The following is a 23,536-nucleotide window of genomic DNA, read 5'->3' as shown; positions in this document are numbered from 1 at the left end:
ACCGGGGATGTCACCCCGGGCACCGGGGAAGTTAAGGAGAACCCGCGATGATAGGTCTCGTGCTGGCGGCCGGCGCCGGACGGCGTCTGCGCCCCTACACCGACACCCTCCCCAAGGCGCTGGTGCCGGTGGGCCCGGAGGGCGACGAGGAGTCGCTGACGGTGCTGGACCTGACGCTGGGGAACTTCGCGGAGGTCGGCCTGACCGAGGTCGGTGTCATCGTCGGCTACCGCAAGGAGGCCGTCTACGACCGCAAGGCCGCGCTGGAGGCCAAGTACGGCCTGAAGATCACGCTGATCGACAACGACAAGGCCGAGGAGTGGAACAACGCCTACTCCCTGTGGTGCGGCCGGGACGCCCTCAAGGACGGCGTGATCCTCGCCAACGGCGACACCGTGCACCCGGTCTCCGTCGAGAAGACCCTGCTCGCGGCCCGTGGCGACGGCAAGAGGATCATCCTCGCGCTGGACACCGTGAAGTCCCTGGCGGACGAGGAGATGAAGGTCGTCGTGGACCCCGACAAGGGCGTCCAGAAGATCACCAAGCTGATGGACCCGGCCGAGGCGACCGGTGAGTACATCGGCGTGACCCTCATCGAGGGCGACGCGGCCGAGGAGCTGGCCGACGCGCTGCGCGCCACCTTCGAGCGCGACCCGCAGCTGTACTACGAGGACGGTTACCAGGAGCTGGTGAACCGCGGCTTCAAGATCGACGTCCAGCCCATCGGCGACGTCTCCTGGGTCGAGATCGACAACCACGACGACCTCGCCAAGGGACGGAAGATCGCGTGCCGATACTGACCCGGCTCATCCCCTCGCCGGTCGTCGTCGACATCCGCCCGGGTGCCCTCGCCGACCTGGCGAGCATCCTCGCCGACCAGCGCATCTCGCACTCCGGCCGCCTCGCCGTCGCCGTCAGCGGCGGCTCGGGCGCCCGGCTGCGCGAGCGGGTCGCCCCGCAGCTGCCGGGCGCCACCTGGTACGAGGTCGGTGGAGGCACGCTGGACGACGCGGTGCGACTGGCCGACGAGATGAAGTCCGGCCGGTACGACGCCGTGGTCGGGCTCGGTGGCGGGAAGGTCATCGACTGCGCCAAGTACGCGGCGGCCCGTATCGGCCTGCCGCTGGTCGCGGTCGCCACCAACCTGTCCCACGACGGCATCTGCTCGCCGGTGTCCATCCTGGACAACGACGCGGGCCGGGGCTCGTACGGCGTGCCCACGCCCATCGCGCTGCTGATCGACACCGACATCATCCGCGAGACCCCGGTGCGCTTCGTGCGCTCCGGCATCGGGGACGCGGTGTCGAACATCTCGGCCGTCGCGGACTGGGAGCTGGCCAACCGGGTCAACGGCGAGAAGATCGACGGTCTCGCCGCCGCCATGGCCCGCCAGGCGGGCGAGGCGGTGCTCCGGCACCCCGGCGGCTGCGGCGACGACGCGTTCCTCGCGGTGCTCGCCGAGGGCCTGGTGCTGTCCGGCATCGCGATGTCGATCGCCGGCCACACCCGCCCGTCCTCCGGCGCCTGTCACGAGATCAGCCACGCGCTCGACCTGCTCTACCCCCAGCGGGCCGCCAGCCACGGCGAGCAGGTGGGCCTCGGCGCCGCCTTCGCCATGCATCTGCGCGGCGACCACGAGGGCTCGTTCCTCATGGCCGCCTCGCTGCGCCGGCACGGGCTGCCGGTGCTGGCCGAGGAGATCGGGTTCGACGTGGACGAGTTCGTCCGGGCCGTGGAGTTCGCGCCGGAGACCCGTCCCGGCCGGTACACGATCCTGGAGCACCTGGACCTCGCCCCGGACCGGATCCGGCAGGCGTACGCCGACTACACGGCGTCGCTGGAGCGCTGAGGCCGGGCTGCTCGGGGCCCGGTTTGACCCGTCCGGGACGCCCCCCGTACTCTTGACCGTCGGCGTGTCATTTGAACATGCCACATCCCCGTAAACCTTCTCCTCCCGGTCGCCTGGGTGCGGTCGGGAGAGGTCGTTCATGGTGTTCTGCCGGTCCGGCTGGCCTGCGGGGGTGCCGTCCTTCGAGCGAAAGCGAGATTCGCGTGTACGCCATCGTGCGCAGCGGCGGTCGTCAGCACAAGGTTGCTGTCGGCGAGATCGTTGAGGTTGACAAGATTTCCACGGCCAATGTCGGTGACACGGTCGAGCTCTCGACCCTGCTCGTCGTCGACGGTGACTCCGTGACCAGCGACCCGTGGGTGCTGGCCGGCATCAAGGTCCAGGCCGAGGTCGTGGACCACCACAAGGGCCAGAAGATCGACATTCTGCGCTACAAGAACAAGACCGGCTACCGCCGTCGTCAGGGCCACCGCCAGCAGTACACGGCGATCAAGGTCACTGAGATCCCCGCGGCTGCGAAGTAAGGGACTGAGAACACATGGCACACAAGAAGGGCGCATCGTCCACCCGGAACGGTCGCGACTCCAATGCCCAGCGGCTCGGCGTGAAGCGCTTCGGCGGTCAGGTCGTCAGCGCTGGTGAGATCCTCATCCGTCAGCGCGGCACCCACTTCCACCCCGGCGCCGGCGTCGGCCGTGGCGGCGACGACACGCTGTTCGCGCTGCTGCCCGGCGCGGTGGAGTTCGGTACCCACCGCGGCCGCAAGGTCGTGAACATCGTTCCGGTCGCCTGAATCCCCGATTCACGGCCGCGAGCGTAAAAGCTGCGCGAGGCGGACCTCACTTCCCGGTCGGGAAGGCGGGTCCGCCTTTCGCGTGTTGACATAGGTATTACCCGTACTTTTCTGGAGGCACCGAACCATGACCACCTTCGTGGACCGCGTCGAACTGCATGTCGCCGCGGGTAACGGAGGCCACGGCTGTGCCTCCGTCCACCGTGAGAAGTTCAAGCCGCTGGGCGGTCCCGACGGCGGCAACGGCGGGCGGGGCGGCGACGTCATCCTGACCGTCGACCAGTCCGTGACCACGCTGCTCGACTACCACCACTCCCCGCACCGCAAGGCCACCAACGGCAAGCCCGGCGAGGGCGGCAACCGCTCCGGCAAGGAGGGCCAGGACCTGGTCCTCCCCGTTCCCGACGGCACGGTCGTCCTGGACAAGGCCGGCAACGTCCTGGCCGACCTCATCGGCCACGGCACCTCCTACGTCGCCGCACAGGGCGGCCGGGGCGGCCTCGGCAACGCGGCGCTCGCCAGCGCCCGCCGCAAGGCCCCCGGCTTCGCGCTGCTCGGCGAGCCCGGCGACCTCCACGACGTCGTGCTGGAGCTGAAGACCGTCGCCGACGTGGCCCTGGTCGGCTACCCGAGCGCGGGCAAGTCCTCGCTGATCTCGGTGCTCAGCGCCGCCAAGCCGAAGATCGCGGACTACCCCTTCACCACCCTGGTCCCCAACCTCGGTGTGGTGACCGCCGGTTCGACCGTCTACACCATCGCCGACGTGCCCGGTCTCATCCCCGGCGCCAGCCAGGGCAAGGGCCTGGGCCTGGAGTTCCTGCGCCACGTCGAGCGCTGCTCGGTGCTGGTGCACGTGCTGGACACCGCCACGCTGGAGTCCGACCGCGACCCGCTCTCCGACCTCGACATCATCGAGGAGGAGCTGCGGCAGTACGGCGGTCTCGACGACCGGCCCCGCATCGTCGTCCTCAACAAGATCGACGTGCCCGACGGCAAGGACCTCGCCGAGATGGTCCGCCCCGACCTGGAGGCCCGTGGCTACAAGGTCTTCGAGGTGTCGGCGGTGGCCCACACCGGGCTGCGCGAGCTGACGTTCGCCCTCGGTGACCTGGTCGGCCAGGCGCGTGCCGCCAAGCCGGTGGAGGAGGCGACGCGGATCGTCATCCGGCCCAAGGCCGTGGACGACGCGGGCTTCACCGTCAGCCGCGAGGAGCTGGAGGGCGAGCCGGTCTACCGGGTGCGCGGCGAGAAGCCGGAGCGCTGGGTGCGCCAGACCGACTTCAACAACGACGAGGCCGTCGGCTACCTCGCCGACCGCCTCAACCGCCTCGGCGTCGAGGACCGGCTGACGAAGGCGGGCGCCCGCGCGGGCGACGCCGTCGCCATCGGCCCCGAGGAGAACGCGGTCGTCTTCGACTGGGAGCCCACCGTCACCGCCGGCGCCGAGATGCTCGGCCGCCGCGGCGAGGACCACCGCTTCGAGGAGGAGCGCCCGGCCGCCCAGCGCCGCCGGGACCGCCAGGCGGAACGCGACGACGCGCAGAAGGAGTTCGACGACTTCGAGCCCTTCTAGGACGCGGATGTCAGCCACCCGGGCCGGGACCGCGGTACCCGGAAACCCTCTTTGAACAGGGTTTCCGGGCACAGCGCCCGGCCTTCGCCGTACCCGCGACCGGGAGGTGTGACCGACATATGACCTCTTGGCGAGTAACCTTTTACCGCTTCTCCCCGTCTAGTCACCTGACTTGGAACATGGGAGGCGCTTTGGCGCCATGGGGGAAGAACACACAGTGAAGATCGCATTCCTGGTCCGCGACCTCTGCCATATGGGCGGGGTGGTGAGCGCGACCCAGAACCTCGCGGGGGCCCTCGCCGAGAGGCACGAGGTCGAGATCGTCGCGCTGCGCAAGGTCCGTGACGAGTCGTACTTCCCGCTGGACCCGCAGGTGACGGTACGGTCCCTGACCGACCTGCGGCCGTACTCGCCCGTCTCGGACGTGGACGATCCGCTGGCCGACCGGTTCACGCTGGTCTACCCGCCGAACACCGGGGTGCAGAAGCCGGTGGTCAGCCGGCTGGCCGAGAAGCGGCTGCTGGAGTACCTCGCCACCACCGACGCCGACGTGGTGGTCAGCTCCAACCCGCGCATCACCGTGCTGCTGGCGCACGCCCAGGGTGACTTCCTGCGGGTCGCCCAGGAGCACTCGATGCCGCTGATCTACGCCGACGACATGAAGAAGAAGCTGTTCCCGGCCTACCTCCACTTGGACGCGCTGACCGCGCTCACCCCCGAGGAGGCCGACAGCATCGCCGGGCAGGTGCCCGGCGTCCGCGACCGGCTCGCGGTGATGCCCAACTGCGTGCCGGCCGCGCCGGTCCGCTCGCGCGGCACCGGCAAGATGGTGATCTCCGCCGGGCATCTCACCGACAACAAGAACCACCTGCTGCTCGTCGAGGCGTTCGCCCAGGTGCACGCCGAGGCCCCGGACTGGACGCTGCGGATCTACGGCAGCGGCGCCGAGAAGGCCCGGCTGCGCGCCCGTATCCATGAACTCGGGCTGTCCAACCACGTGTTGCTGATGGGGCCGGCCGCGCCGGTGACGCCCGAGTTCGGCAAGGGCTCGCTGTTCGTGCTGCCCTCCAAGCGGGAGGCGTTCGGCAACGTCCTCGTGGAGGCCATGGCGGCGGGGCTGCCCGTCGTCAGCACCGACGCCGACCACGGCCCGCGCAACGTCCTCACCGACGGCGAGGACGGCCTGATCGTGCCGTGCGGCGACGTGGACGCCATGGCGTCGGCCGTCCTGCGGCTGGTACGGGACGACGAGCTGCGGCGGAAGATGGCCGAGGCCGCGGTGCGCGGCGCCGAGCGGTTCCAGGAGACGGCGAGCCGCGAGCGGTTCGAGGAGATCCTCGCGCAGGCGTACGCCCGCAAGGAGCTGCCCCGTGACGCCACCGCACGGGTCGACGACGAGGGGAGCCTGCACATCGCGGTGGGCCCGCTGCCCGCGAGCGCCGAGGGCGCCGAGGTGGTGCTGCGCAAGGAGGGCAAGACCCCCGAGGAGCGCCGGTTCCCGCTGACCCCCGGCGGCGAGGCGCTCGTGCCCTGGGACGGCGGACTCCCGCAGGGCACCTGGCAGTTGGCGCTGACCACCCCGGCGGGCGCCGAGGTGCCGCTGTCCGCCGACGGCTTCGGCTGCGACACGCGGGACCTCCTCGCGGTCCGGCTGCCCCGCACCGAGGGCCCGGCGCTCGCGCTGCTGCTGCCGCACCGGGACCAGGACGGCCGGCTGCGGGTGCGCAGCGTGCTGCGCGCGACGCACGCCGAGGCCGGGGACATCGAGGCGGACGAGCGGACCCTGCGGGTGCGGGCGGCGCTGTGGGGCGCGGCCGTCGGCGAGGGCGCCGTGCTGGAGGCGGTGCACCGGCGCGACAAGAAACGCGTGCTGGTCTTCCCGCTCCAGGACGCCGGGGACGGCACCGGCACCGCCGTCGTGGACTGCGCGGCCCTGGCCGGGGAGCACACCGGCGGCACGGGCTCGGAGATCGTCTGGGACTTCTGGGTGCGCCCCGCCGCCGGTGCCGCCCGGGTGGCGCTGGCGAAGCTGGCCACCGACGTGCTCAGCCCGATCGACGTGTTCGTGCTGCCCAGGCCCGTGCTGGTCACCCAGGAGGCCGTGGCCGGCGCCCTCCAGGAGCGGTCCTTCTCCCTGGGCGAGCGCGCCCTGCGGGAGGCGAAGCGGGTGCTGAGGCCGGCCCCGCGCCCGCAGCCGGAGGTCCGCCGCCGGGAGACCGAGCTGCGGCCCTACTTCACCCTGACCGGCCAGTTCGCGGTGAAGACCGTCCGCCTCTGAGCACACCGGCACGGAAAAGGGGCCGGGCCCGGAGGACATTCCCTCCGGGCCCGGCCCCTTCACGCGTGCGGGCTCAGCTCTCCTTGGCCTGCTCCAGCATCCGGTCCACGACCCGCGCCGAGGCGTGGCCGTCGTCCAGGTCGCAGAACAGGTGGTGGAAGCGGTCGAAGCGCTCCTGGTACTCCGCGGACACCGTGTCGATGTCGCGGATCGCGCTCACCAGGTCCTCGGAGTTGTCGATCAGCGGGCCGGGCGAGTCCTGCTCGAAGTCGAAGTAGAACCCGCGCAGCTTGTCGCGGTAGTGCTCCAGGTCGTACGTGAAGAACAGCATCGGCCGCTTGAGGTGGGCGTAGTCGAACATCACGGACGAGTAGTCGGTGATCATGATGTCCGCCGCCAGGTACAGGTCGGCGATGTCCGGGTACTCCGAGGCGTCGAAGACGAAGCCGTTGCCCGCGCCGGGCACCGCGTCGACGACGTTGGAGTGGCGGCGGATCAGCAGCACGTGGTCGTCGCCGAGGCGGCGGCGCGCGTCCTCCAGGTCGATCCGCAGGTCGAACAGGTACTGGCCGGCGCTGTGCGACTGGTCGTCCCGCCAGGTCGGCGCGTACAGCACGACCTTCTTGTCCTTCGGGATGCCCAGCGACTCCTTGACCTTGTCCGCGATCTTGTCCTTGTCCGGGGAGTACAGGTAGTCGTTGCGGGGGTAACCCGCCTCCTGGATCTCACCGTCGTAGGAGAAGGCGCGCTTGAGGATCGGCGTGGAGAAGCGGTTGGAGGAGACCAGCAGGCTCCAGTTCTTCGCCTCCAGCGCCAGCCGGTTCTGGTACTCCCGGTCGAAGTAGAGGGTCTCGATGTCGTGACCGATCTTCTTCAGCATGGTGCCGTGCCAGGTCTGCACGATGACCTGGCCGGGGCGCCGCTCCACCCACTCGGGCAGGTGCCCGTTGGTGACGATGTAGCGCGAGGTGGCCAGCGCCTCGAACCACTCCTTGCCCCACATGCGGACCTTGTCGGCGGTGGGCGGCAGGTTGACCTGACCGTCGCGCACGGCCCACAGGTACTTCAGGTCGCTGCCCCGGCGCAGCAGTTCCTCGTGCATGGCACGCGGGCTGTCCGAGTACTGCTTGCCGTTGTAGCTGAGGAAGAACACCTGGTCGCGCAGCGGCTGCTGGCGCCCGGTCTCGTACACCTCGCGGCGCAGCTGGAGCATGCGGTACGGGCCGCGCTCCAGGTCGGTCAGCTCCGAGCGGCAGTTGAGCTGCGGGAAGTCGCCCCAGCGGCTCTCGAACCAGTAGCGGCGGCCGCCCAGTTCGGTGTGGAGCGGGAACTGCGAGGCGGCGAGCCGGTCGATGACGAACTCGGCGTCCGGCACGGCCTCGTTCTCGCTGCGCAGCAGCAGGTTCCAGCGGCCGGCCTTCAGCGGGACCCCGCCGGAGCCGCCCATCACGGACGGGTCGAAGGAGACGGTGAAGGTGCCGTCGTCCGCCCAGTCCACCGACGCCTTGCGCTCGTCGAAGCGGTTGCTGGCCTTGAGCACCAGCTCGGAGCCGGCCAGCTCGCGCGAGGCGCGGCCGCCGAGCGCGATCCGGCCCTCCCGGACGGCGACCGACGTCAGCACGGCCCGGCGCAACCGGCCGACGATCTTCAGATAGCCGTTGTTGCCCGAGATCAGGGCGACCTCGCGGTTGGCACCGGCCGCGCCGAAGGACTCGGGCACGTCGGCGGACAGGTCCGCGAGGCCCTCGCTCATGACGCTGCCGAACTGGCGCTGCGTGCCGTCCGGGGACTTGGCCAGCAGCGCGACACTCCACAGCCGGCGCTCGGGCTGGGCGTGGTCCTCGACGTCCTCGCTGGCCAGCAGCACCACGTCGGACAGCGGCACCCGGCCCTGGAAGGTGGTGCGCGTCCCGGCCCGGCCGATGTCGATCGGGTACCAGCGGACCTCGCCGCTCTTGGAGTTCGTCAGCCGGAGCGACAGCTCCTCGCCGGACTTCAGGGCGGTGCGCAGCTCGCCGTCGATCTCGACCGAGTCCGCGGTGATCCGGCGGTCGGTGATCAGCGCGCGCACCTTCTCCACGCGCAGCTTGAGCGCGCCGCGCTCCACGACCGGCAGCATCCGGAAGTCGTCGTCCAGCCACTGGTACGGCGCGAAGTTGGCCGCCGAGCCGCCGCGGGCCCACACCGCGCTGCGGCGCACCAGGCCGGAGGCGTAGACGTTGATGCCGACGTGCCACAGGCCCTCGCGCCAGGCACCGCCCTTGCGCAGCTTCGCCGGGTCCAGCTCCAGTTCCCAGCCGGCCCAGTCGTAGTTGTAGCGCTTCTGGCCGGAGTCGGTGGTGGTCTCCGGGCGGTAGATGTTCTTCGCGGGGAGGAACATGCGCTGGCGCGAACCGGACCGCTTGAGCTGGACGACCTTCAGGCTGCTCCGCTTGGCCGACATGTCGATCTTGTCGATGTAGGCGTCGCCGGTCAGCAGCAGCTTGCCGTTGCGCCAGGTCGCCGCGCGCAGCGGGGCGCGCAGACCGAGGTCGCCGTCGATGCGCAGCGCCGCCTTGGGCAGCTCGAAGCCGCTCTCCTCAAGGGTGCGGAAGCTGGCGTACTTGCGGAAGGTGCCGGAGACCTCGACCGGGTCCTTGCGGCGCTGGGAGGCCAGCAGGGCGATCAGCTCGGGCATGGCGTGCTTGCGCACCAGCAGCCACTGGACGCGCAGGTCCGTGGGAAGCGCCATGACGATCTTCGGGTCGATGGTGTCCAGGAAGCGGTTGGTCGCCTCCAGGAACGCCTCGTGGAACTCGGCGGTCGCGTCCGGCACGACCCGCATGAACAGGCGCAGGTCGTCGCGGAGCACACGGTCGTCGTACTGCCGCTTGTACTCGGCGAACTCGGCGCCGGGCTGCTGGGCGAGGTAGTCGCTGACCATGCTGACCGCGGTGACCCGGTCGCGGATGGCCTGCGGCTCGCGGCGGCGCTGGGTGATCGACGGGGCCGACTCGCCCTCGCGCAGCCGCCAGTAGTACGTCGGCTCGCCGATGATGTCGATCGCCTCGGCCTGGTAGTGCGCCGGGAGCACGACCGGGATGTCCTCGTGGAGGATGCCCTCGGGGAAGGTGAAGCCCCGGCCCTCCCAGAAGGTCCGGCGGAAGACCTTGTTGCAGGCGATGCGGTCGGCGACCAGCTTCGGGTTCTTCGAGATGTGGGTGCGCTTGCGGGCCTCGCCGGCCAGCATCTTCAGCAGCGGCACCTGCCAGGAGCGCTCGCCCTTGAGGTGGAAGACGTTGCCGGTGGCGAAGTCCGAGCCGGTCTCGTCCAGGCTGCTCACCATCAGCCGGTAGGCGTCCGGCGGGATGATGTCGTCACTGTCGACGAAGGTCAGGTACTCCGCGTCGGCGGACATGTGCGCGATGCCCGTGTTGCGGGCCGCGCCGAGGCCGGCGTTCTCCTTGCGGATGAGGTGGAACCGCTCGTCGCGGGCCGCGTACTCGGCGGCTATCGCGGCCGAGTCGTCGGGCGAACCGTCGTCGACCATCAGGACCTCGAGGTCCGTAAAGGTCTGCGCGGCCAGCGAGTCGAGGCAGGCGGGCAGGTAGCGCTCCACGTTGTAGATGGGAACGATCACACTGAGCCGAGGGGCCATGGTCGGGTTGTCTCTCCTCATGAGTGGTCAGGCCCGCTCGAGCGATTCGAGCGCCTGCGGGGGAGTCGGTGCGTGGTGACGGTCGGCGAACGGGACGAGGGGCAGCAGGTCCTCCTCGCCAAGGAAGACCCGGCGCACCACCCGCTCGGCCGCGCGGCCGTCGTCGAACTCGCAGTAGCGCCTGCGGAACCGGTCACGGTAGCGGGCCGCCTCCGGCCCGTCGTACTCGCCCGATTCGAGGAGTCTGATCAGCTCCGCCTGCGAGGTGGCCACCGCGCCGGGCGGCTCCTTCATCAGGTCGAAGTAGGTGCCGCGCACCGCCGAGTAGATGTCCCAGTCGGAGGCGTAGACGATGACCGGACGGTCCAGCACCGCGTAGTCGAACATCGCGGAGGAGTAGTCCGTGATCAGGGCGTCCGCGGCGAGGTACAGCTCCTCCACGCGCGGGTGGCCCGAGACGTCGACGATACGGCCGCTGCGGCGCAGCTCCTCCACGTGGCTGGAGTTGCCGTAGAAGTAGTGGCCGCGCACCATCAGCGTGACGTCCGGGCCGAGTTCGTCGGCGAGCCGGACCAGGTCGAGGCTGGGGGTGAAGCCGGCCTGGTACTCGCGGTGGGTCGGCATGTAGAGGAACGCCCGCGTGCCGTCGGCCAGTTCGAGGGAGGCACGGGCCCGCCGCACGTCCTCGGCGGTGGCGTTGACGAGGATGTCGTTGCGCGGGTAGCCGGTCTCCAGCGAGACGTACGAGCAGGGGTAGACCCGCTCCCACACCGTGGTGGAGAACCGGTTGGAGCTGAGGCTGTAGTCCCAGCGGTCGCACCGCTCCAGCAGCTTGTCGAAGCTCATGTTGGTGGACGCCGGGTACTTGCGCTGGTCCAGGCCCATGGTCTTCAGCGGGGTGCCGTGGTGGGTCTGGAGGTGGATCTGGCCCTCGCGCTTGACCACGCTGTCCGCGAAGTTCACGTTGTTCACGAGGTACTTGGCGCGAGCCAGCACCGACCAGTACTCGCGCGAGCCGACCCGCACGAACTCGTGCCCGGCCGGCACCCGGTCCACCGCGTCCGCCTGGACCGCCCACACCCGGCGCACGTTCGGCGCCAGCCGGGCGAGTTCGGCGTCGATGGCCGCCGGGTTGCAGGAGACGCTGCGGCTCCAGTAGGCGGAGAACAGCGCCAGGTTCTCGTCCAGCGGCAGCTTGAGCTGGGACTGGTAGAAGACGCCCATCGCGTTGCGCTTGGACTGGTTCAGGGTGGTGCGGGCCCGGCGGCGGACCGCCTGGCGGAGCTTCACCGCGCCCAGCGCGCCCGCCATCGTGAGGTACGAACCCCGCTCCAGCATCGCGTACTTGTGGCCGAGGTTGCCGCCGGGCCGGGCGAAGCCCTTCGGCAGCCGGGCGCGGTAGTCGGCGGAGGCACGGCGGAAGAACTCGGCGCGCGCGTTCTGCGGCAGCCGGCCGGGCTTGGTGAGGACGGTCAGATAGTGGTCGACCATCTTGCGGAACAACGGCCCGCGCCACTGGTCGAGTTCGGGGTGCGCGTCGAGGAAGGCGAAGACGCGCCCGTACTGGTCGAAGACGTCGAAGTGCTTGCGGCTGACCGTCTTCAGGATGTTGCCGCCCTCGCGGCGCTGCCGGTACATCACACAGACCCGGTCCAGCAGGGCGATGTGCTCGGCGCTGATCATCGAGCAGAACGTCCAGGGGGCGTCCTCGTAGTAGCCGGGCGGGAAGCTCAGGCCCATGCGGAGGACGAAGTCGCGCCGGTACGCCTTGTTCCAGACGATCTGGAGCAGGTCCAGCAGCTGCGGACGCTCGGACAGCGGGAATGACTCCGGGCCGTCGGGGCGGAGCAGGGCGGCGCGCATGTTCGGGCGGACCCTGCCGTCCCAGTAGCTGCGCGCGTAGTCGTAGACGAGTATCTCCGGGTCACCGGCGGCCTCGAGCCGCCCGGCTATCGCCCGCAGCGCGCCCTCGGTGAGGGTGTCGTCGCTGTCGAGGAAAAGGAGGTATTCGCCCGTCGCCTTCTCCATGCCCACATTGCGCGCACGGCCGAGGCCCACGTTCTCCGTGAGGTGAATCACGTGAACACGGGGGTCACGCTCGGCGTACTCGTCCAGAATGGCGCCCGAGGCATCCGGGGAACAGTCGTCGACGGCGATGACCTCGAAGTCCGAAAAGTCCTGTTCGAGAATCGAGTCGAGGCACTCCGCGAGGTACGCCTGCACCTTGTACGCAGGGACGACGAGAGAGAGTTTGGGCATCCTTTACAACCTGTTCCGAGAACCGATCACGTGAGTGTGGGCCGGGACCGGAGTGAACCTTGAGTGAACTCTGTCCGCCGACGGGCCCAATCGTGCCGCCGCCACAGAGTACAAGGACGCTCCCGCAGCGCGAATCGCTCCTTTCCGCCGCGCGAGGTGGTCCATCTCATATCTCCGCTCGCGTCCCGTCTGGGAATGTCCGTCACGGAATGTCGGATTCGATTTTCCCCGGGCCATCAAGGAGTCTGCTGCCGGTAGTGAACTTCGAGGAGGCCCTGGAATGAGCTGGCTGGTCACGGGAGGCGCCGGGTACATCGGCTCGCACGTGGTGCGCGCGATGACGGCGGGCGGCGAGAGCGTCGTCGTGTACGACGACCTGTCGACGGGCAGTGCCGACCGGGTCCCCGCCGGGGTGCCGCTGGTCGTGGGCAGTGTGCTGGACCAGGAGCTGCTCGAAGGCACCCTCCGCGAGCACGGCGTGACCGGCGTGGTGCACATCGCCGCCAAGAAGCAGGTGGGGGAGTCGGTCGAGCGCCCGCTCCACTACTACCGCGAGAACGTGACGGGCCTGCAGACCCTGCTGGCCGCCATGACGGCCACCGGCGTGGAGCGGATCGTCTTCTCCTCCTCCGCCGCCGTCTACGGCATGCCCGACGTCGACCTCGTGACCGAGGACACGCCGTGCGCCCCGATGAGCCCCTACGGGGAGACCAAGCTGGTGGGGGAGTGGCTCATCGCGGCCGCCGCCCGCGCCCACGGCCTGCGCGCCGTCAGCCTGCGCTACTTCAACGTCGCCGGGGCGGCCGCGCCCGAACTCTCCGACGAGGGTGTGTTCAACCTCATCCCCATGGTCTTCGAGCGCCTCGAGGCGTCCGAGGCCCCCCGCATCTTCGGCGACGACTACGCCACCGAGGACGGCACCTGCGTACGGGACTACATCCACGTCCAGGACATCGCCTCCGCCCACCAGGCCGCCGCGGTCCGGCTGCGCGAGGCCCCCGAGGGCACCTCGCTGGTCCTCAACATCGGCCGGGGCGAGGGCAGTTCGGTCCGCGAGATGGTGGACCGCATCCTCAAGACCACCGGCAACGAGGACGTCACCCCCGAGGTCACCGAGCGCCGCGCCGGCGACCCCGCCCGCGTGGTGGCCGCCGCGAGCCGCATCCGCACCGAGCTGGGCTGGACGGCCCGGCACGGACTGGACGAGATGATCGACTCCGCCTGGCAGGGCTGGCGCCACCGCCACGGCTGATCCGGACACGGCGAGAAGCGCCGGTGCGGACCTCCGCACCGGCGCTTCACCGTATTCACACCCGAAGGCTCACACCTTCAGATCCGCCGCGTCCCCCATCACCACCACCGGCCGCTGCTTCGGGTCCAGCGTGCGCAGCAGGTACTCCATGTCCGCCTTGGACTGGCTCACGCACGCCGACGTACCGCTGCCGTGGTCCATGTGCAGCCAGATCCCGCCGCCCTTGGACTGCCCCTGCGGGCGCGTCTGGTCGTTGGGCGGGGTGCCCTTGACGCGGTTGTAGTCGATGGCGATGACGAGGTCGAAGTCGTGCCAGTACGACTTCTTCCAGTAGCGCGGCGCCTGGAAGCCGGCCGACTCGGTGTACGGCAGCTTCGCCTCGGGCTGGGCCAGTACCCCGCCCGCGTCGCTGAGGGTGAACACCCCCACGGGGCTGCGCAGATCGTCCTCGTGATGGTTCGTCGTCCAGCCCTTGCGGCCGTTGTGGGTGGGCCAGGCGCGCTCCCGGGTCCAGGTCGACCCCTTCTTCGTGTACAGCGCCGCGTCCGAGTCCGCCGAGTCCCGTCCCTTGCCGGAGACGACCAGCACCTGCCGGGAGTCCCCGGGCACGCGCTTCCACAGCCGGTCACCGACGCCGGGCACCCGCTTCAGGTCCGCCTCCGGCGCCTTCTTGTCGTCCTGGACGTGCGCGGCACCCGAGTCCTTCGTGTCCGGACCCCCGCACCCCGTCGCACCCAGGACGAGCAACGCCCCGCCCGCAAGAGCCGCAACCGCTCGCATCGCACCGCCTTTTCGCATGGTCTCCATGGTCTCAGAACGTGCCCCGTCCGTACGCGGTACCTTCACCGCACCGCCGTCCGCCTGCTGAAACCCGGCTGCACCGGCCACCGGCATTCCCGTAGATTGCGGGCACACGGACCGGGGTGACCAGGGTGGAAGGAGCAACGGGCAAGGTGGCAAGCGCAAGGCAGGGCGTGGGCGAGGCCCGGCGGATCGTCGTCAAGGTGGGGTCCTCCTCGCTGACCACCGCCGCCGGCGGACTCGACGCGGACCGGGTGGACGCGCTGGTCGACGTACTGGCGAAGGCACGCGGCGGCGGGGAGAAGGAGATCGTGCTGGTCTCCTCCGGAGCCATCGCCGCCGGACTCGCCCCCCTGGGCCTGGAGCGCCGTCCCAAGGACCTCGCCCGCCAGCAGGCCGCCGCCAGCGTCGGCCAGGGCCTGCTGGTCGCCCGCTACACCGCCTCCTTCGCCCGCTACGGCGTCCGCGTCGGCCAAGTCCTGCTCACCAGCGACGACATGAGCCGCCGCGCCCACCACCGCAACGCCTCCCGCACCCTGGACAAGCTGCTGGCGATGGGCGCGTTCCCCGTCGTCAACGAGAACGACACCGTCGCCACCGACGAGATCCGCTTCGGCGACAACGACCGGCTGGCCGCCCTCGTGGCCCACCTCGTCCACGCCGACCTGCTGGTCCTGCTCTCCGACATCGACGGCGTCTACGACGGCGACCCCGCCCGCCCCGGCACCTCCCGCATCGCCGAGGTGCGCGGCCCGGCCGACCTCGCCGGGGTCGAGATCGGCAGCGCGGGCAAGGCGGGCGTCGGCACCGGGGGCATGGTGACCAAGGTCGAGGCCGCCCGGATCGCGGCCGCCGCCGGCATCCCCGTGGTCCTCACCAACGCCGTGCACGCCGCCGACGCCCTCGCGGGCGGCGACACCGGCACCTGCTTCCACCCCACCGGCAAACGCTCGGCGGGCCGGCTGCTCTGGCTCCAGCACGCCTCCACCCCGCAGGGCTCCCTCACCCTGGACGACGGCGCGGTGCGCGCGGTGGTCGAGCGGCACAGCTCGCTGCTGCCGGCCGGGATCGCCGCCGTCACCGGCGAGTTCAGCGCCGGGGACCCGGTGGAGCTGCGGGACCGGGCCGGGCACGCGGTGGCACGGGGGCTGGTGAACTTCGACGCCCGCGAGCTGCCCCAGCTGCTCGGGCGTTCGACCCGCGAGCTGGCACGCGAGCTGGGCCCGGCCTACGAACGCGAGGTCGTCCACCGGGACGACCTGGTACTCCTGCACCCCTGACCGGCGGCCCGGCACGGCAAAGGCCGGGCATGCCGGACGACCCCGGTGGGGGACGTTCCGTGAAAGTGCCACGCGGAGCCCTGCGGCCTGCTCAACTTTGTTGCGGGGGCGTGTTGAAGGGACACGTCCCGTCAAGGGGCCATGCGTGAAGGAGGCCGTCGTGAGACGAGTCCGTCCTGGGGCGGCGTCCCGCGGTGCTCTGACGAGCGTCGCGGCCGGGGACACCTACGAGGAGCCCAAGGACCTGCCCCGCCTGTGGCACGTCACCCTCAGCGTCTCCGGGGAACGCGTCCCCGTCCAGGATCTGCGGCGGGCCCTCGAACAGCTCGCCCACGACCACCCCTTCCTCCTGACCAGCAGATACGCCGGTGACCACGCGGAGATCCGGTACTGGGAGGAGGCCCGCGACCTGCACGACGCGGCCGCCGTCGCGCTGCGGCTGTGGGGCGAGCACCGGCAGACCGCCGGGCTGCCGCCCTGGGAGATCGTCGGCCTGGAGGTCATCGACCGCGAGACCTACCACCAGCGCATCGCCGAGGGCTACGGCCCGGCACCGGCCACGCCCGTGGGGGTCCACCCCTTCTGAGCCGCGCACTACCCTTCCCCCATGACCACGCTCTCCCCGTACGACTCCCTCTCGCCGGTCACCCAGGCCGCCTACCGGGCCAAGGCCGCCGCCGCCGACCTCGCGCCGCTGCCGCGCGCCGACAAGGACGACGCGCTGCTCGCCGTCGCGGACGCGCTGGAGGTCCGCACCGCCGAGATCGTGGCCGCCAACGCCCGCGACGTGGCCAAGGCGCGGGAGAACGGCACCAGCGAGTCGGTCGTGGACCGGCTCACCCTCACCCCGGAGCGGGTGCGCGCCATCGCCGCCGACGTGCGCGACGTGGCCAAGCTGCCCGACCCGGTCGGCGAGGTCGTCCGGGGCAACACCCTGCCCAACGGCATCGACCTGCGCCAGGTCCGCGTCCCGCTCGGCGTCGTCGGCATCATCTACGAGGCCCGGCCCAACGTCACCGTCGACGCCGCCGCGCTCTGCCTGAAGTCCGGCAACGCCGTCCTGCTGCGCGGCTCCGCCTCCGCCTACGAGTCCAACACCGCGCTGGTCCGGGTGATCCGGGACGCCGTCGGGGGCGCCGGGCTGCCCGCCGACGCCGTGCAGCTCGTGCCGGGGGACAGCCGGGAGAGCGTGCGCGAGCTGATGCGCGCCCGGGGCCTGGTCGACGTGCTCATCCCGCGCGGCGGCGCCTCCCTGATCCAGACCGTGGTCAGCGAGTCCACCGTCCCCGTCATCGAGACCGGCACCGGCAACTGCCACGTCTACGTGGACGCCGACGCCGACATCGACATGGCGATCGACATCCTGGTCAACTCCAAGGCCCAGCGGGTCAGCGTCTGCAACGCCGCCGAGACCCTCCTGGTCCACCAGGACATCGCCGCCGCCTTCCTGCCCCGCGCGCTGGACGCGCTGGCCGAGGCCGGGGTCACCGTGCACGCCGACCCCCGCGTCCTGGCCCACGCCGAGGGCACGAAGGCGACCGTGGTGGAGGCCGTGCCGGAGGACTGGGAGACCGAGTACCTGTCGTACGACATCGCCGCCGCCGTGGTGGACTCCCTCGACAAGGCCGTCGAGCACATCCGGCTGTGGAGCTCCGGCCACACCGAGGCGATCGTCACCAACAGTCAGCAGGCCGCCCGGCGCTTCACCCGTCTGGTGGACTCCACCACGGTCGCCGTGAACGCCTCCACCCGCTTCACCGACGGCGGCCAGTTCGGCTTCGGCGCGGAGATCGGCATCTCCACCCAGAAGCTGCACGCCCGCGGCCCCATGGGCCTTCCGGAGCTGACCAGCACCAAGTACATCGTCACCGGCGACGGCCACGTACGCCCCTGAACATCTCCACGGGACGCCCACGGGACGACGGACGAATTTCCCCACCGTCTGCCCAAATCGACCCCCCAGGTCTACTCTGGACCCGTGCCGGAGGACGTGGGGGGCACGCCGTTCCCTGACGGCTGGGAGCCCGACGACGACCACGACCGCGGAGCGTCGGACGAAGAGTTCGCCTCCGTGGTGTTCGACGCGGCCTTCGTCGCCGCCGCCACCGTCCACGAGCCCACCGCCGTGGAGCGCCTCCTCGCCGCCGCCGAGGCAAGGGCCGAGGCGTCCGAGGGCGAGGCCCGCCGCACCCACGCCCCCGCCGACCCCTACGACGACGGCTACGGCCCCGAGGGCAGCGGTTTCGGCCACGACCTGGACGACGACGACCTCGACGGCCGCTACGCCCACGACGGCCACGAGGGCCCCCTCGCGGGCCTGCGCTGGCACCGGCCCGTGGCCTGGCTGCTCGCCGTGGTGATGGGCGTCGGCATGGTCGCGCTGGCCTTCGCCGCCGTCTACCGGGGCGCCTCCTCCGGCAGCCGCGACCGGATGCCCGCCCCCGCCTCCACCGGCCTCGGCCGGGACGGCGCGGCCGTGCCCTCCCTCACCGCCGAGCAGTCCCGGCCGGCCGTCTCCGCGATCCCGCCCACCCCCTGACACCCGCCGGGCGTCCTTGGTGCGAACCTGTCAGAAGTTGTCGCGTACCAGCGCGTTTACCCGAGCCCGCCGCGACCTACTCTGAAGGTATGGGCGGGCCTGGAGACCCACCGGAGGGCACCCCCGAGGGCGCTCCCGGCGGTGCCGAGGACGAGTACCGATCCGTCGTGTTCGACGAGTCGTTCGTCCGCGCTGCCCGGCTCCAGGAGTCCTCGGCCCGCGAACGCGTCAGCGACCACGCCCCCGCCGTACGCCGCCGCCCGCCGCTGCGCCGGGGCATCACCCGGCAGGCGACGGTGCTCCTGCTGCTGCTCGCCGTGGCCTTCGGCACCGCCGTCTTCATGGGCTTCCGCCACCCGTACGGCGCAGCCCCCGTGAAGAGATCCACCGAGCCGCTGCGCATGAGCGTCGTCCCCCTCGCCCCGCGCGGCCCGGTGCCCGGCGGCCCCGACGCCCGGACGCTGTACGCCCGCAGCCCCGCCGCCGGCTTCGCGGTGGGCCTCGCCGGGATGCCGCTGCCCCCCTCGCAGCCCACCGCGCACTTCTCCGACAGCCAGGTCCTCGCGGCCCTCGACACCGCCCGCAAGTACGTCCTGCACTCCGCGCTCGACCCCGACGTGCTCACCGGCCGCCAGGTACGCCCCGTACGGGCTCTGATCGCCGCCGACCAGCTCGACCAGTTCGACCGCAGCATGGACGCCCCGGCGGCCGACGGGCGGCACGCGCCCACCGGCTGGATGGTCCGCTTCGACCCCGCCCGCACCGCCCTCGCCGACGACGACATCCGCACCCGGGGTGCCCTGAAGGTGACCGAGACCGACCCGACCACCCTCCAGGTCGTGGCCGACGGCACCTTCGTCTACGCCGTGCGCGCGGCCGGCACCGAGGGGAAGACCCCGGTGTCGCTGTTCACCGTGCGCCGCGAGCTGACCTTCCGCTTCGACCGCGACACCCTGCGCATCGGCCAGACCCGGCTGACCGTCTCCAGTACCGAGGCGGGCCCGCTGTCCTGCGCCGCGGACACCGGCGCCTATCTGCGGCCGCTGCTGGCCGGGGAGCACGCCAAGGCGGGCGGACCGCCCGGCACCGACCCCTACGGGACCGGCGCCGCCGCCCTGTGCGGCACGCTCGCCGACACCGCCCAGCCGCGCGTGTGAGCGCGGGCGCTCAGCCTCCTGCCGGGGCGTCCTTCGCGGGACCGTCCTTCGGGGGCTGCCCGGCGAAGCCGTTGAAGCCCCGCTTCACCCGGCCGCCCAGGTCGCCCGCGCCGCCCGCCAGGTCCGAGACCAGCTTCATCAGCGGGTCCTTGCTGGTGCGCACCTCGCTCGCGTAGCTCGCGGCGGACTGGCGGAAGGACTCGCCGACCCGGGCGTCCTTGTCCTCCTCGCGGCGCGGATAGTGGCCGTCCATGATCCGCTGGAAGTCGCGGGACTCCGCCCACCTCTTCAGCTCGGCCGCCCGGATCGTGGTGAAGGGGTGCGAGCGGGGCAGCACGTTGAGGATCTTCAGCACCGAGTCCCGCAGGTCGCCCCCGGCCTCGTACTCCTCGGCCTGCTCCAGGAACGCGTCCACGTTCATCTCGTGCAGATGGTTGCCGCCCGCGATCTTCATCAGGCCGCGCATCGACGCCCGCAGGTCCTGGCCCACCAGCAGCCCGGCCCGGTCGGCCGACAGCTCGGACTTGCGGAACCACTCCCGCAGCGCCGTCACGATCGCCATGACCGCCACATTGCCCAGCGGAATCCACGCCACCTTCAGCGCCAGCGAGGTCAGGAACAGCAGCACCGTGCGGTACACGGAGTGGCCGGACAGCGCGTGGCCCACCTCGTGGCCGACGACCGCCCGCATCTCCTCCTCGTCCAGCAGCTCCACCAGACCGGTGGTCACCACGATCACCGGCTCGTCCAGGCCGATGCACATCGCGTTCGGCTTCGGGTCCTGCGTGACGTACATCGCCGGGACCTTCTCCAGGTCCAGGATGTAGCAGGCGTCCCGGAGCATGTCGTTCAGATGCGCGAACTGGCGGTCGGAGACCCGCACCGAGTCGGACAGGAACAGCAGCTTCAGGGACCGCTCGGGCAGCAGCCCGCTCAGCGCCTTGAACACCGTGTCGAATCCGGTCAGTTTGCGCAGCGCCACCAGGGCGGAGCGGTCCGCCGGATGCTCGTACGCGCGCGAGGAGATCCCCGGGAAGCGGCTGCGGTGCCTGCCGGGCACCCGCTCCTGGCCGGCCTGCTCGTGGCGGTCGTCGGACATGTCGTTCCCCCTGCGTCTCGGAAACCCGCTGCGCCCCCCGGACCGGGCCCAGCCTAGGCGGATATACCGTGGACGGGCAGCACCCCTAAGGAGTCATGTCATGGAGCACCACCCCGCAGCCGCCTGGCTGACCGAGGCCGCGTCGAGCGCCGTCCAGCAGCAGGGGCCGGGCAACCTGCTCCGGATCGTGCTGATCGTGATGGTCGTGGGCTGCGCGCTGACCGGCTGGTTCCTGCTGCGCGGCTACAAGCAGAAGGACGACTGACACCTCCCCGGGGTTCCCGCCCGGCGCCTTTGCCGGAGTCGACGTGATCGCCGAGGGGGTGCCCGCTTACGATGGGCAGACGTCTTTATCCCGCCCACACGCGATAGGTCACGCCGAAGATGAGCCTCCACAGCACCGCTGCCCAGTTGGTCACTCTCGCCGCCGAGGGCGCAGAGCACGGCGGCAACCACGACAGCCTGAACCCCGCGATCACCGGCGGCGGCGCCCTGTTCATCCTGCTGCTCCTGCTGTGGATCACCACCCGCTTCAACCGCGACCGCTGACGCCCGGCCGGTCCCCGGCGAGAAGCCGCAGGCCGGGCCGGTAGGGTCTGCACGCATGGGAGAGCAGGACATGCCTACCGGTCCGGCGGAGGGCACCGCTGACGACCCGCCACGGAACACGGCGGACCACGGCCCCGCCCGCACGGGCCGGCGCAGGCTCGGCGTCATGGGCGGCACCTTCGACCCGATCCACCACGGGCACCTCGTGGCGGCCAGTGAGGTCGCCGCCCGGTTCCGGCTGGACGAGGTGGTGTTCGTGCCCACCGGCCAGCCCTGGCAGAAGTCGCACCGGGCCGTCTCCCCGGCCGAGGACCGCTATCTGATGACGGTCATCGCCACCGCGGAGAACCCGCAGTTCTCGGTCAGCCGCATCGACATCGACCGCGGCGGCCCCACCTACACCGTGGACACCCTGCGCGACCTGCGCGCCCTCAACCCCGACACCGACCTGTTCTTCATCACCGGCGCCGACGCCCTCGCCCAGCTGCTCACCTGGCGCGACTCCGAGGAACTCTTCTCCCTGGCCCACTTCGTCGGCGTCACCCGCCCCGGCCACCAGCTGACCGACGCCGGCCTGCCCGCGGGCGGGGTCTCCCTGGTCGAGGTGCCCGCGCTGGCCATCTCCTCCACCGAGTGCCGGGCGAGAGTCGCCAAGGGGGACCCCATCTGGTACATGGTCCCGGACGGGGTCGTCCGCTACATCGACAAGCGCGAGCTGTACCGCGGCGAGTGAGCCGAGAGGGGCACCGGTGAACGACCGATACGAGGCTGGGTACGGCGACGACGGTTACGGAGGGGACCAGTACGAGATCGTCGGCTACGACGACTACGGCCGCCCCGTGTACCAGCAGGTCCCGTCCCACGGACAACAGCCGCGACAGCAGCCGCAGCAGCAGACCTACGACCCCTACGGGCAGCAACAGGGCTACGCCCAGGGCGGTTACGACACCGGGCAGCAGCAGCCCATACCGCCCGGCTACGACCCATACGGCACCCAGCAGGCCCCCTACGACCCGTACGGGACCGGCGCACAGCAGCCGAGGGTCACCGAGCAGACGGCGTACATCCCGCAGCAGACCCAGCCCGACGACGACGCCAGGACCGAGGTGCCTCCGGCCGGGAGCCTGCAGACGGGCGAGGGCCGGCAGGCGGGCGAGGACGGGGAGTTCGCGTTCGTCGAGGAGCCGGACGGCGACTCCGAGGACGTCATCGACTGGCTGAAGTTCACCGAGAACCGCACCGAGCGCCGCGAGGAGGCCCGCCGCCGCGCGCGCGGCCGGATCATCGCCCTCGGCGTGGTCCTCACCCTGGTCGTCGCGGGCGGCGTCGGCTACCTCTGGTACGACGGGAAGCTGCCCGGCGTCTCCTCACCCGGCACCGCGACCGGCACCACCGTCGCCGCCGGCGCCCAGAAGCGCGACGTGATCGTGGTCCACCTGCACGACACCGGCAGGCGCGGCACCTCCACCGTGCTGCTCGTCGACAACACCACCACCCGGCGCGGCACCACCGTCCTGCTCCCCAACTCCCTCGCCCTGACCGACGATTCGGGCACCACCACCACGCTCGCCAAGTCGGTGGACGACGACGGCTCCTCCGGTACCCGCGACCAGCTCGACACCGTCCTCGGCACCGACATCCAGGGCACCTGGCGGCTGGACACGCCCTACCTCCAGAACCTCGTGGAGCTGGTCGGCAACATCGAGATCGACACCGACACCGACGTGCCCGACCCGGACGCCAAGAAGAAGGGCGCCGCCCCGCTGGTGCACCGGGGCAGCGCGCAGACCCTCAGCGGCAAGATGGCCGTCGCCTACGCCACCTACCGAGGGCCGGGCGAGACCGAGAACGCCCAGCTCAAGCGGTTCGGTGAGGTCATGCAGGGCGCGCTGCGCAAGCTGTCGTCCGACCCGTCGGCCGCGACGACCACCGTGCAGACCCTCGCGCAGATCCTCGACCCGCCGCTCACCGACAAGGACCTGGGCACCTTCCTCGCCAAGCTGGCCGACCTCGCCAAGGACGGCAAGTACCAGACCGTTCCGCTGCCGGTGCAGAGCGACGGCACGCTGAGTGCCGGGACCAGCGACAGCGTGGTCAAGAACATCCTGGGCGGCACCGCCAAGAGCCCCGACGCCGGCTCCGCCGTCCGGGTCGCCGTGCAGAACGCCACCGGCGCCAAGGACGACACCGAGAAGGCCCGTGTGACCCTGCTCGGCGGCGGCTTCGGCTTCATCGAGGGCGGCACCGCCTCCGGCGCCCAGGCCGCCTCCAAGGTGGTCTACTCCGACCCCGCCGACAAGCAGAACGCCACCGAGGTCGCCAAGACCCTGGGCCTGAGCGCCGCGGCCGTGAGCAAGGGCGCGGTCTCCTCCGGCGCCGACGTCCTCGTCGTCCTCGGCCAGGACTACCGGCCCGCCGCCTCCTGAAACCGCGCGGCACACCCCACGTGAGCACCGGAACACGTGGGGTG

General features: G+C 71.2%; 20 protein-coding genes. 16 read left to right on the top strand and 4 right to left on the bottom strand.

Annotated features, from left to right (window positions below):
- The first annotated feature begins 47 nt into the window (after window positions 1-47).
- The 6 genes from D0Z67_RS09385 (at window position 48) to D0Z67_RS09360 (ending at window position 6,493) form a co-directional block, all read left to right on the top strand.
- Window positions 48-800 (top strand): phosphocholine cytidylyltransferase family protein, encoded by a 753-nt coding sequence (locus D0Z67_RS09385; RefSeq protein WP_131589626.1) that lies wholly within the window; start codon window positions 48-50, stop codon window positions 798-800.
- A complete protein-coding gene (locus tag D0Z67_RS09380) occupies window positions 788-1,849 on the top strand; it encodes an iron-containing alcohol dehydrogenase family protein (RefSeq protein ID WP_031183636.1) in 1,062 nt (353 codons plus the stop codon). Before D0Z67_RS09385 ends, D0Z67_RS09380 begins: the two co-directional genes overlap by 13 nt.
- Window positions 1,850-2,052: 203 nt before the next feature.
- Complete coding sequence (rplU, locus tag D0Z67_RS09375) at window positions 2,053-2,373, top strand: 50S ribosomal protein L21 (RefSeq protein WP_031183637.1); 321 nt, start codon at window positions 2,053-2,055, stop codon at window positions 2,371-2,373.
- A gap of 14 nt (window positions 2,374-2,387) precedes the next feature.
- Window positions 2,388-2,642 carry a 50S ribosomal protein L27 gene (rpmA, locus tag D0Z67_RS09370; protein ID WP_031183638.1) on the top strand — a complete coding sequence of 85 codons (255 nt, stop codon included), beginning with the start codon at window positions 2,388-2,390 and terminating at the stop codon, window positions 2,640-2,642.
- A gap of 127 nt (window positions 2,643-2,769) precedes the next feature.
- The gene (obgE, locus tag D0Z67_RS09365) at window positions 2,770-4,215 is read left to right on the top strand and encodes a GTPase ObgE (protein ID WP_031183639.1); all 1,446 of its coding nucleotides are present in this window, start codon (window positions 2,770-2,772) and stop codon (window positions 4,213-4,215) included.
- Window positions 4,216-4,432: 217 nt separating this feature from the next.
- Window positions 4,433-6,493 carry a glycosyltransferase family 4 protein gene (locus tag D0Z67_RS09360; protein ID WP_031183640.1) on the top strand — a complete coding sequence of 687 codons (2,061 nt, stop codon included), beginning with the start codon at window positions 4,433-4,435 and terminating at the stop codon, window positions 6,491-6,493.
- Between the two features lie 73 nt (window positions 6,494-6,566).
- On the opposite strand, the gene D0Z67_RS09355 is transcribed toward D0Z67_RS09360, so the two are convergent.
- Complete coding sequence (locus D0Z67_RS09355) at window positions 6,567-10,130, bottom strand: bifunctional glycosyltransferase/CDP-glycerol:glycerophosphate glycerophosphotransferase (protein WP_031183641.1); 3,564 nt, start codon at window positions 10,128-10,130, stop codon at window positions 6,567-6,569.
- 27 nt (window positions 10,131-10,157) lie between these two features.
- Window positions 10,158-12,389, bottom strand: coding sequence for a bifunctional glycosyltransferase/CDP-glycerol:glycerophosphate glycerophosphotransferase (locus D0Z67_RS09350; protein ID WP_031183642.1), 2,232 nt, complete (start codon window positions 12,387-12,389; stop codon window positions 10,158-10,160).
- A gap of 280 nt (window positions 12,390-12,669) precedes the next feature.
- On the opposite strand from D0Z67_RS09350, the gene galE reads away from it, so the two are divergent.
- Complete coding sequence (gene galE / locus D0Z67_RS09345) at window positions 12,670-13,641, top strand: UDP-glucose 4-epimerase GalE (protein ID WP_031183643.1); 972 nt, start codon at window positions 12,670-12,672, stop codon at window positions 13,639-13,641.
- 69 nt (window positions 13,642-13,710) lie between these two features.
- On the opposite strand, the gene D0Z67_RS09340 is transcribed toward galE, so the two are convergent.
- Window positions 13,711-14,439: a L,D-transpeptidase family protein gene (locus tag D0Z67_RS09340; RefSeq protein ID WP_031183644.1), complete on the bottom strand. Its 729-nt coding sequence runs from the start codon at window positions 14,437-14,439 to the stop codon at window positions 13,711-13,713.
- A gap of 176 nt (window positions 14,440-14,615) precedes the next feature.
- Here D0Z67_RS09340 and proB point away from each other — a divergent pair, with 176 nt between their 5' ends.
- The 5 genes from proB (at window position 14,616) to D0Z67_RS09315 (ending at window position 19,418) form a co-directional block, all read left to right on the top strand.
- Complete coding sequence (proB, locus tag D0Z67_RS09335; RefSeq protein WP_031183645.1) at window positions 14,616-15,722, top strand: glutamate 5-kinase; 1,107 nt, start codon at window positions 14,616-14,618, stop codon at window positions 15,720-15,722.
- Window positions 15,723-15,882: 160 nt separating this feature from the next.
- Entirely contained in the window at window positions 15,883-16,308 is a 426-nt protein-coding gene (locus D0Z67_RS09330) for a hypothetical protein (protein ID WP_030815012.1), read from the top strand.
- Between the two features lie 21 nt (window positions 16,309-16,329).
- A complete protein-coding gene (locus D0Z67_RS09325; RefSeq protein WP_031183646.1) occupies window positions 16,330-17,616 on the top strand; it encodes a glutamate-5-semialdehyde dehydrogenase in 1,287 nt (428 codons plus the stop codon).
- A gap of 84 nt (window positions 17,617-17,700) precedes the next feature.
- Complete coding sequence (locus D0Z67_RS09320; protein WP_031183647.1) at window positions 17,701-18,261, top strand: SCO2584 family spore wall biosynthesis protein; 561 nt, start codon at window positions 17,701-17,703, stop codon at window positions 18,259-18,261.
- An 89-nt stretch (window positions 18,262-18,350) separates the two neighbouring features.
- Window positions 18,351-19,418 carry an SCO2583 family membrane protein gene (locus D0Z67_RS09315; RefSeq protein WP_031183648.1) on the top strand — a complete coding sequence of 356 codons (1,068 nt, stop codon included), beginning with the start codon at window positions 18,351-18,353 and terminating at the stop codon, window positions 19,416-19,418.
- Window positions 19,419-19,428: 10 nt separating this feature from the next.
- Here D0Z67_RS09315 and D0Z67_RS09310 read toward each other — a convergent pair whose 3' ends face one another.
- Window positions 19,429-20,517, bottom strand: a complete 1,089-nt coding sequence (locus D0Z67_RS09310; RefSeq protein ID WP_031183649.1) for a M48 family metallopeptidase — start codon at window positions 20,515-20,517, stop codon at window positions 19,429-19,431.
- A 100-nt stretch (window positions 20,518-20,617) separates the two neighbouring features.
- On the opposite strand from D0Z67_RS09310, the gene D0Z67_RS09305 reads away from it, so the two are divergent.
- From D0Z67_RS09305 to D0Z67_RS09295, 4 genes are all read left to right on the top strand, one after another.
- On the top strand, window positions 20,618-20,782 hold the full coding sequence (locus D0Z67_RS09305; protein WP_031183650.1) for a hypothetical protein: 165 nt from the start codon (window positions 20,618-20,620) through the stop codon (window positions 20,780-20,782).
- Window positions 20,783-20,901: 119 nt separating this feature from the next.
- Complete coding sequence (locus tag D0Z67_RS29640; protein WP_031183651.1) at window positions 20,902-21,066, top strand: hypothetical protein; 165 nt, start codon at window positions 20,902-20,904, stop codon at window positions 21,064-21,066.
- A 55-nt stretch (window positions 21,067-21,121) separates the two neighbouring features.
- On the top strand, window positions 21,122-21,799 hold the full coding sequence (gene nadD, locus D0Z67_RS09300) for a nicotinate-nucleotide adenylyltransferase (RefSeq protein ID WP_031183652.1): 678 nt from the start codon (window positions 21,122-21,124) through the stop codon (window positions 21,797-21,799).
- A gap of 16 nt (window positions 21,800-21,815) precedes the next feature.
- A complete protein-coding gene (locus tag D0Z67_RS09295; RefSeq protein WP_031183653.1) occupies window positions 21,816-23,492 on the top strand; it encodes a LytR C-terminal domain-containing protein in 1,677 nt (558 codons plus the stop codon).
- Window positions 23,493-23,536: the final 44 nt, after the last annotated feature.

This window comes from Streptomyces seoulensis (assembly GCF_004328625.1).
GTDB classification, from domain to species: Bacteria; Actinomycetota; Actinomycetes; order Streptomycetales; family Streptomycetaceae; genus Streptomyces; species Streptomyces seoulensis.
The sequence above is the reverse complement of the archived record's forward strand: the minus strand, read 5'-3'. Positions and strand labels throughout refer to the sequence as shown.

What these genes read in the sequence shown, in the direction of transcription:
- D0Z67_RS09385 (WP_131589626.1), top strand. Translation starts at nt 48, where the DNA reads ATGATAGGTCTCGTGCTGGCGGCCGGCGCCGGACGGCGTCTGCGCCCC.
- rpmA (WP_031183638.1), top strand. Translation starts at nt 2,388, where the DNA reads ATGGCACACAAGAAGGGCGCATCGTCCACCCGGAACGGTCGCGACTCC.
- obgE (WP_031183639.1), top strand. Translation starts at nt 2,770, where the DNA reads ATGACCACCTTCGTGGACCGCGTCGAACTGCATGTCGCCGCGGGTAAC.
- D0Z67_RS09355 (WP_031183641.1), bottom strand. Translation starts at nt 10,130, where the DNA reads ATGGCCCCTCGGCTCAGTGTGATCGTTCCCATCTACAACGTGGAGCGC.
- D0Z67_RS09350 (WP_031183642.1), bottom strand. Translation starts at nt 12,389, where the DNA reads ATGCCCAAACTCTCTCTCGTCGTCCCTGCGTACAAGGTGCAGGCGTAC.
- galE (WP_031183643.1), top strand. Translation starts at nt 12,670, where the DNA reads ATGAGCTGGCTGGTCACGGGAGGCGCCGGGTACATCGGCTCGCACGTG.
- D0Z67_RS09340 (WP_031183644.1), bottom strand. Translation starts at nt 14,439, where the DNA reads ATGCGAAAAGGCGGTGCGATGCGAGCGGTTGCGGCTCTTGCGGGCGGG.
- D0Z67_RS09325 (WP_031183646.1), top strand. Translation starts at nt 16,330, where the DNA reads ATGACCACGCTCTCCCCGTACGACTCCCTCTCGCCGGTCACCCAGGCC.
- D0Z67_RS09315 (WP_031183648.1), top strand. Translation starts at nt 18,351, where the DNA reads ATGGGCGGGCCTGGAGACCCACCGGAGGGCACCCCCGAGGGCGCTCCC.
- D0Z67_RS09310 (WP_031183649.1), bottom strand. Translation starts at nt 20,517, where the DNA reads ATGTCCGACGACCGCCACGAGCAGGCCGGCCAGGAGCGGGTGCCCGGC.
- D0Z67_RS09305 (WP_031183650.1), top strand. Translation starts at nt 20,618, where the DNA reads ATGGAGCACCACCCCGCAGCCGCCTGGCTGACCGAGGCCGCGTCGAGC.
- D0Z67_RS29640 (WP_031183651.1), top strand. Translation starts at nt 20,902, where the DNA reads ATGAGCCTCCACAGCACCGCTGCCCAGTTGGTCACTCTCGCCGCCGAG.
- nadD (WP_031183652.1), top strand. Translation starts at nt 21,122, where the DNA reads ATGGGAGAGCAGGACATGCCTACCGGTCCGGCGGAGGGCACCGCTGAC.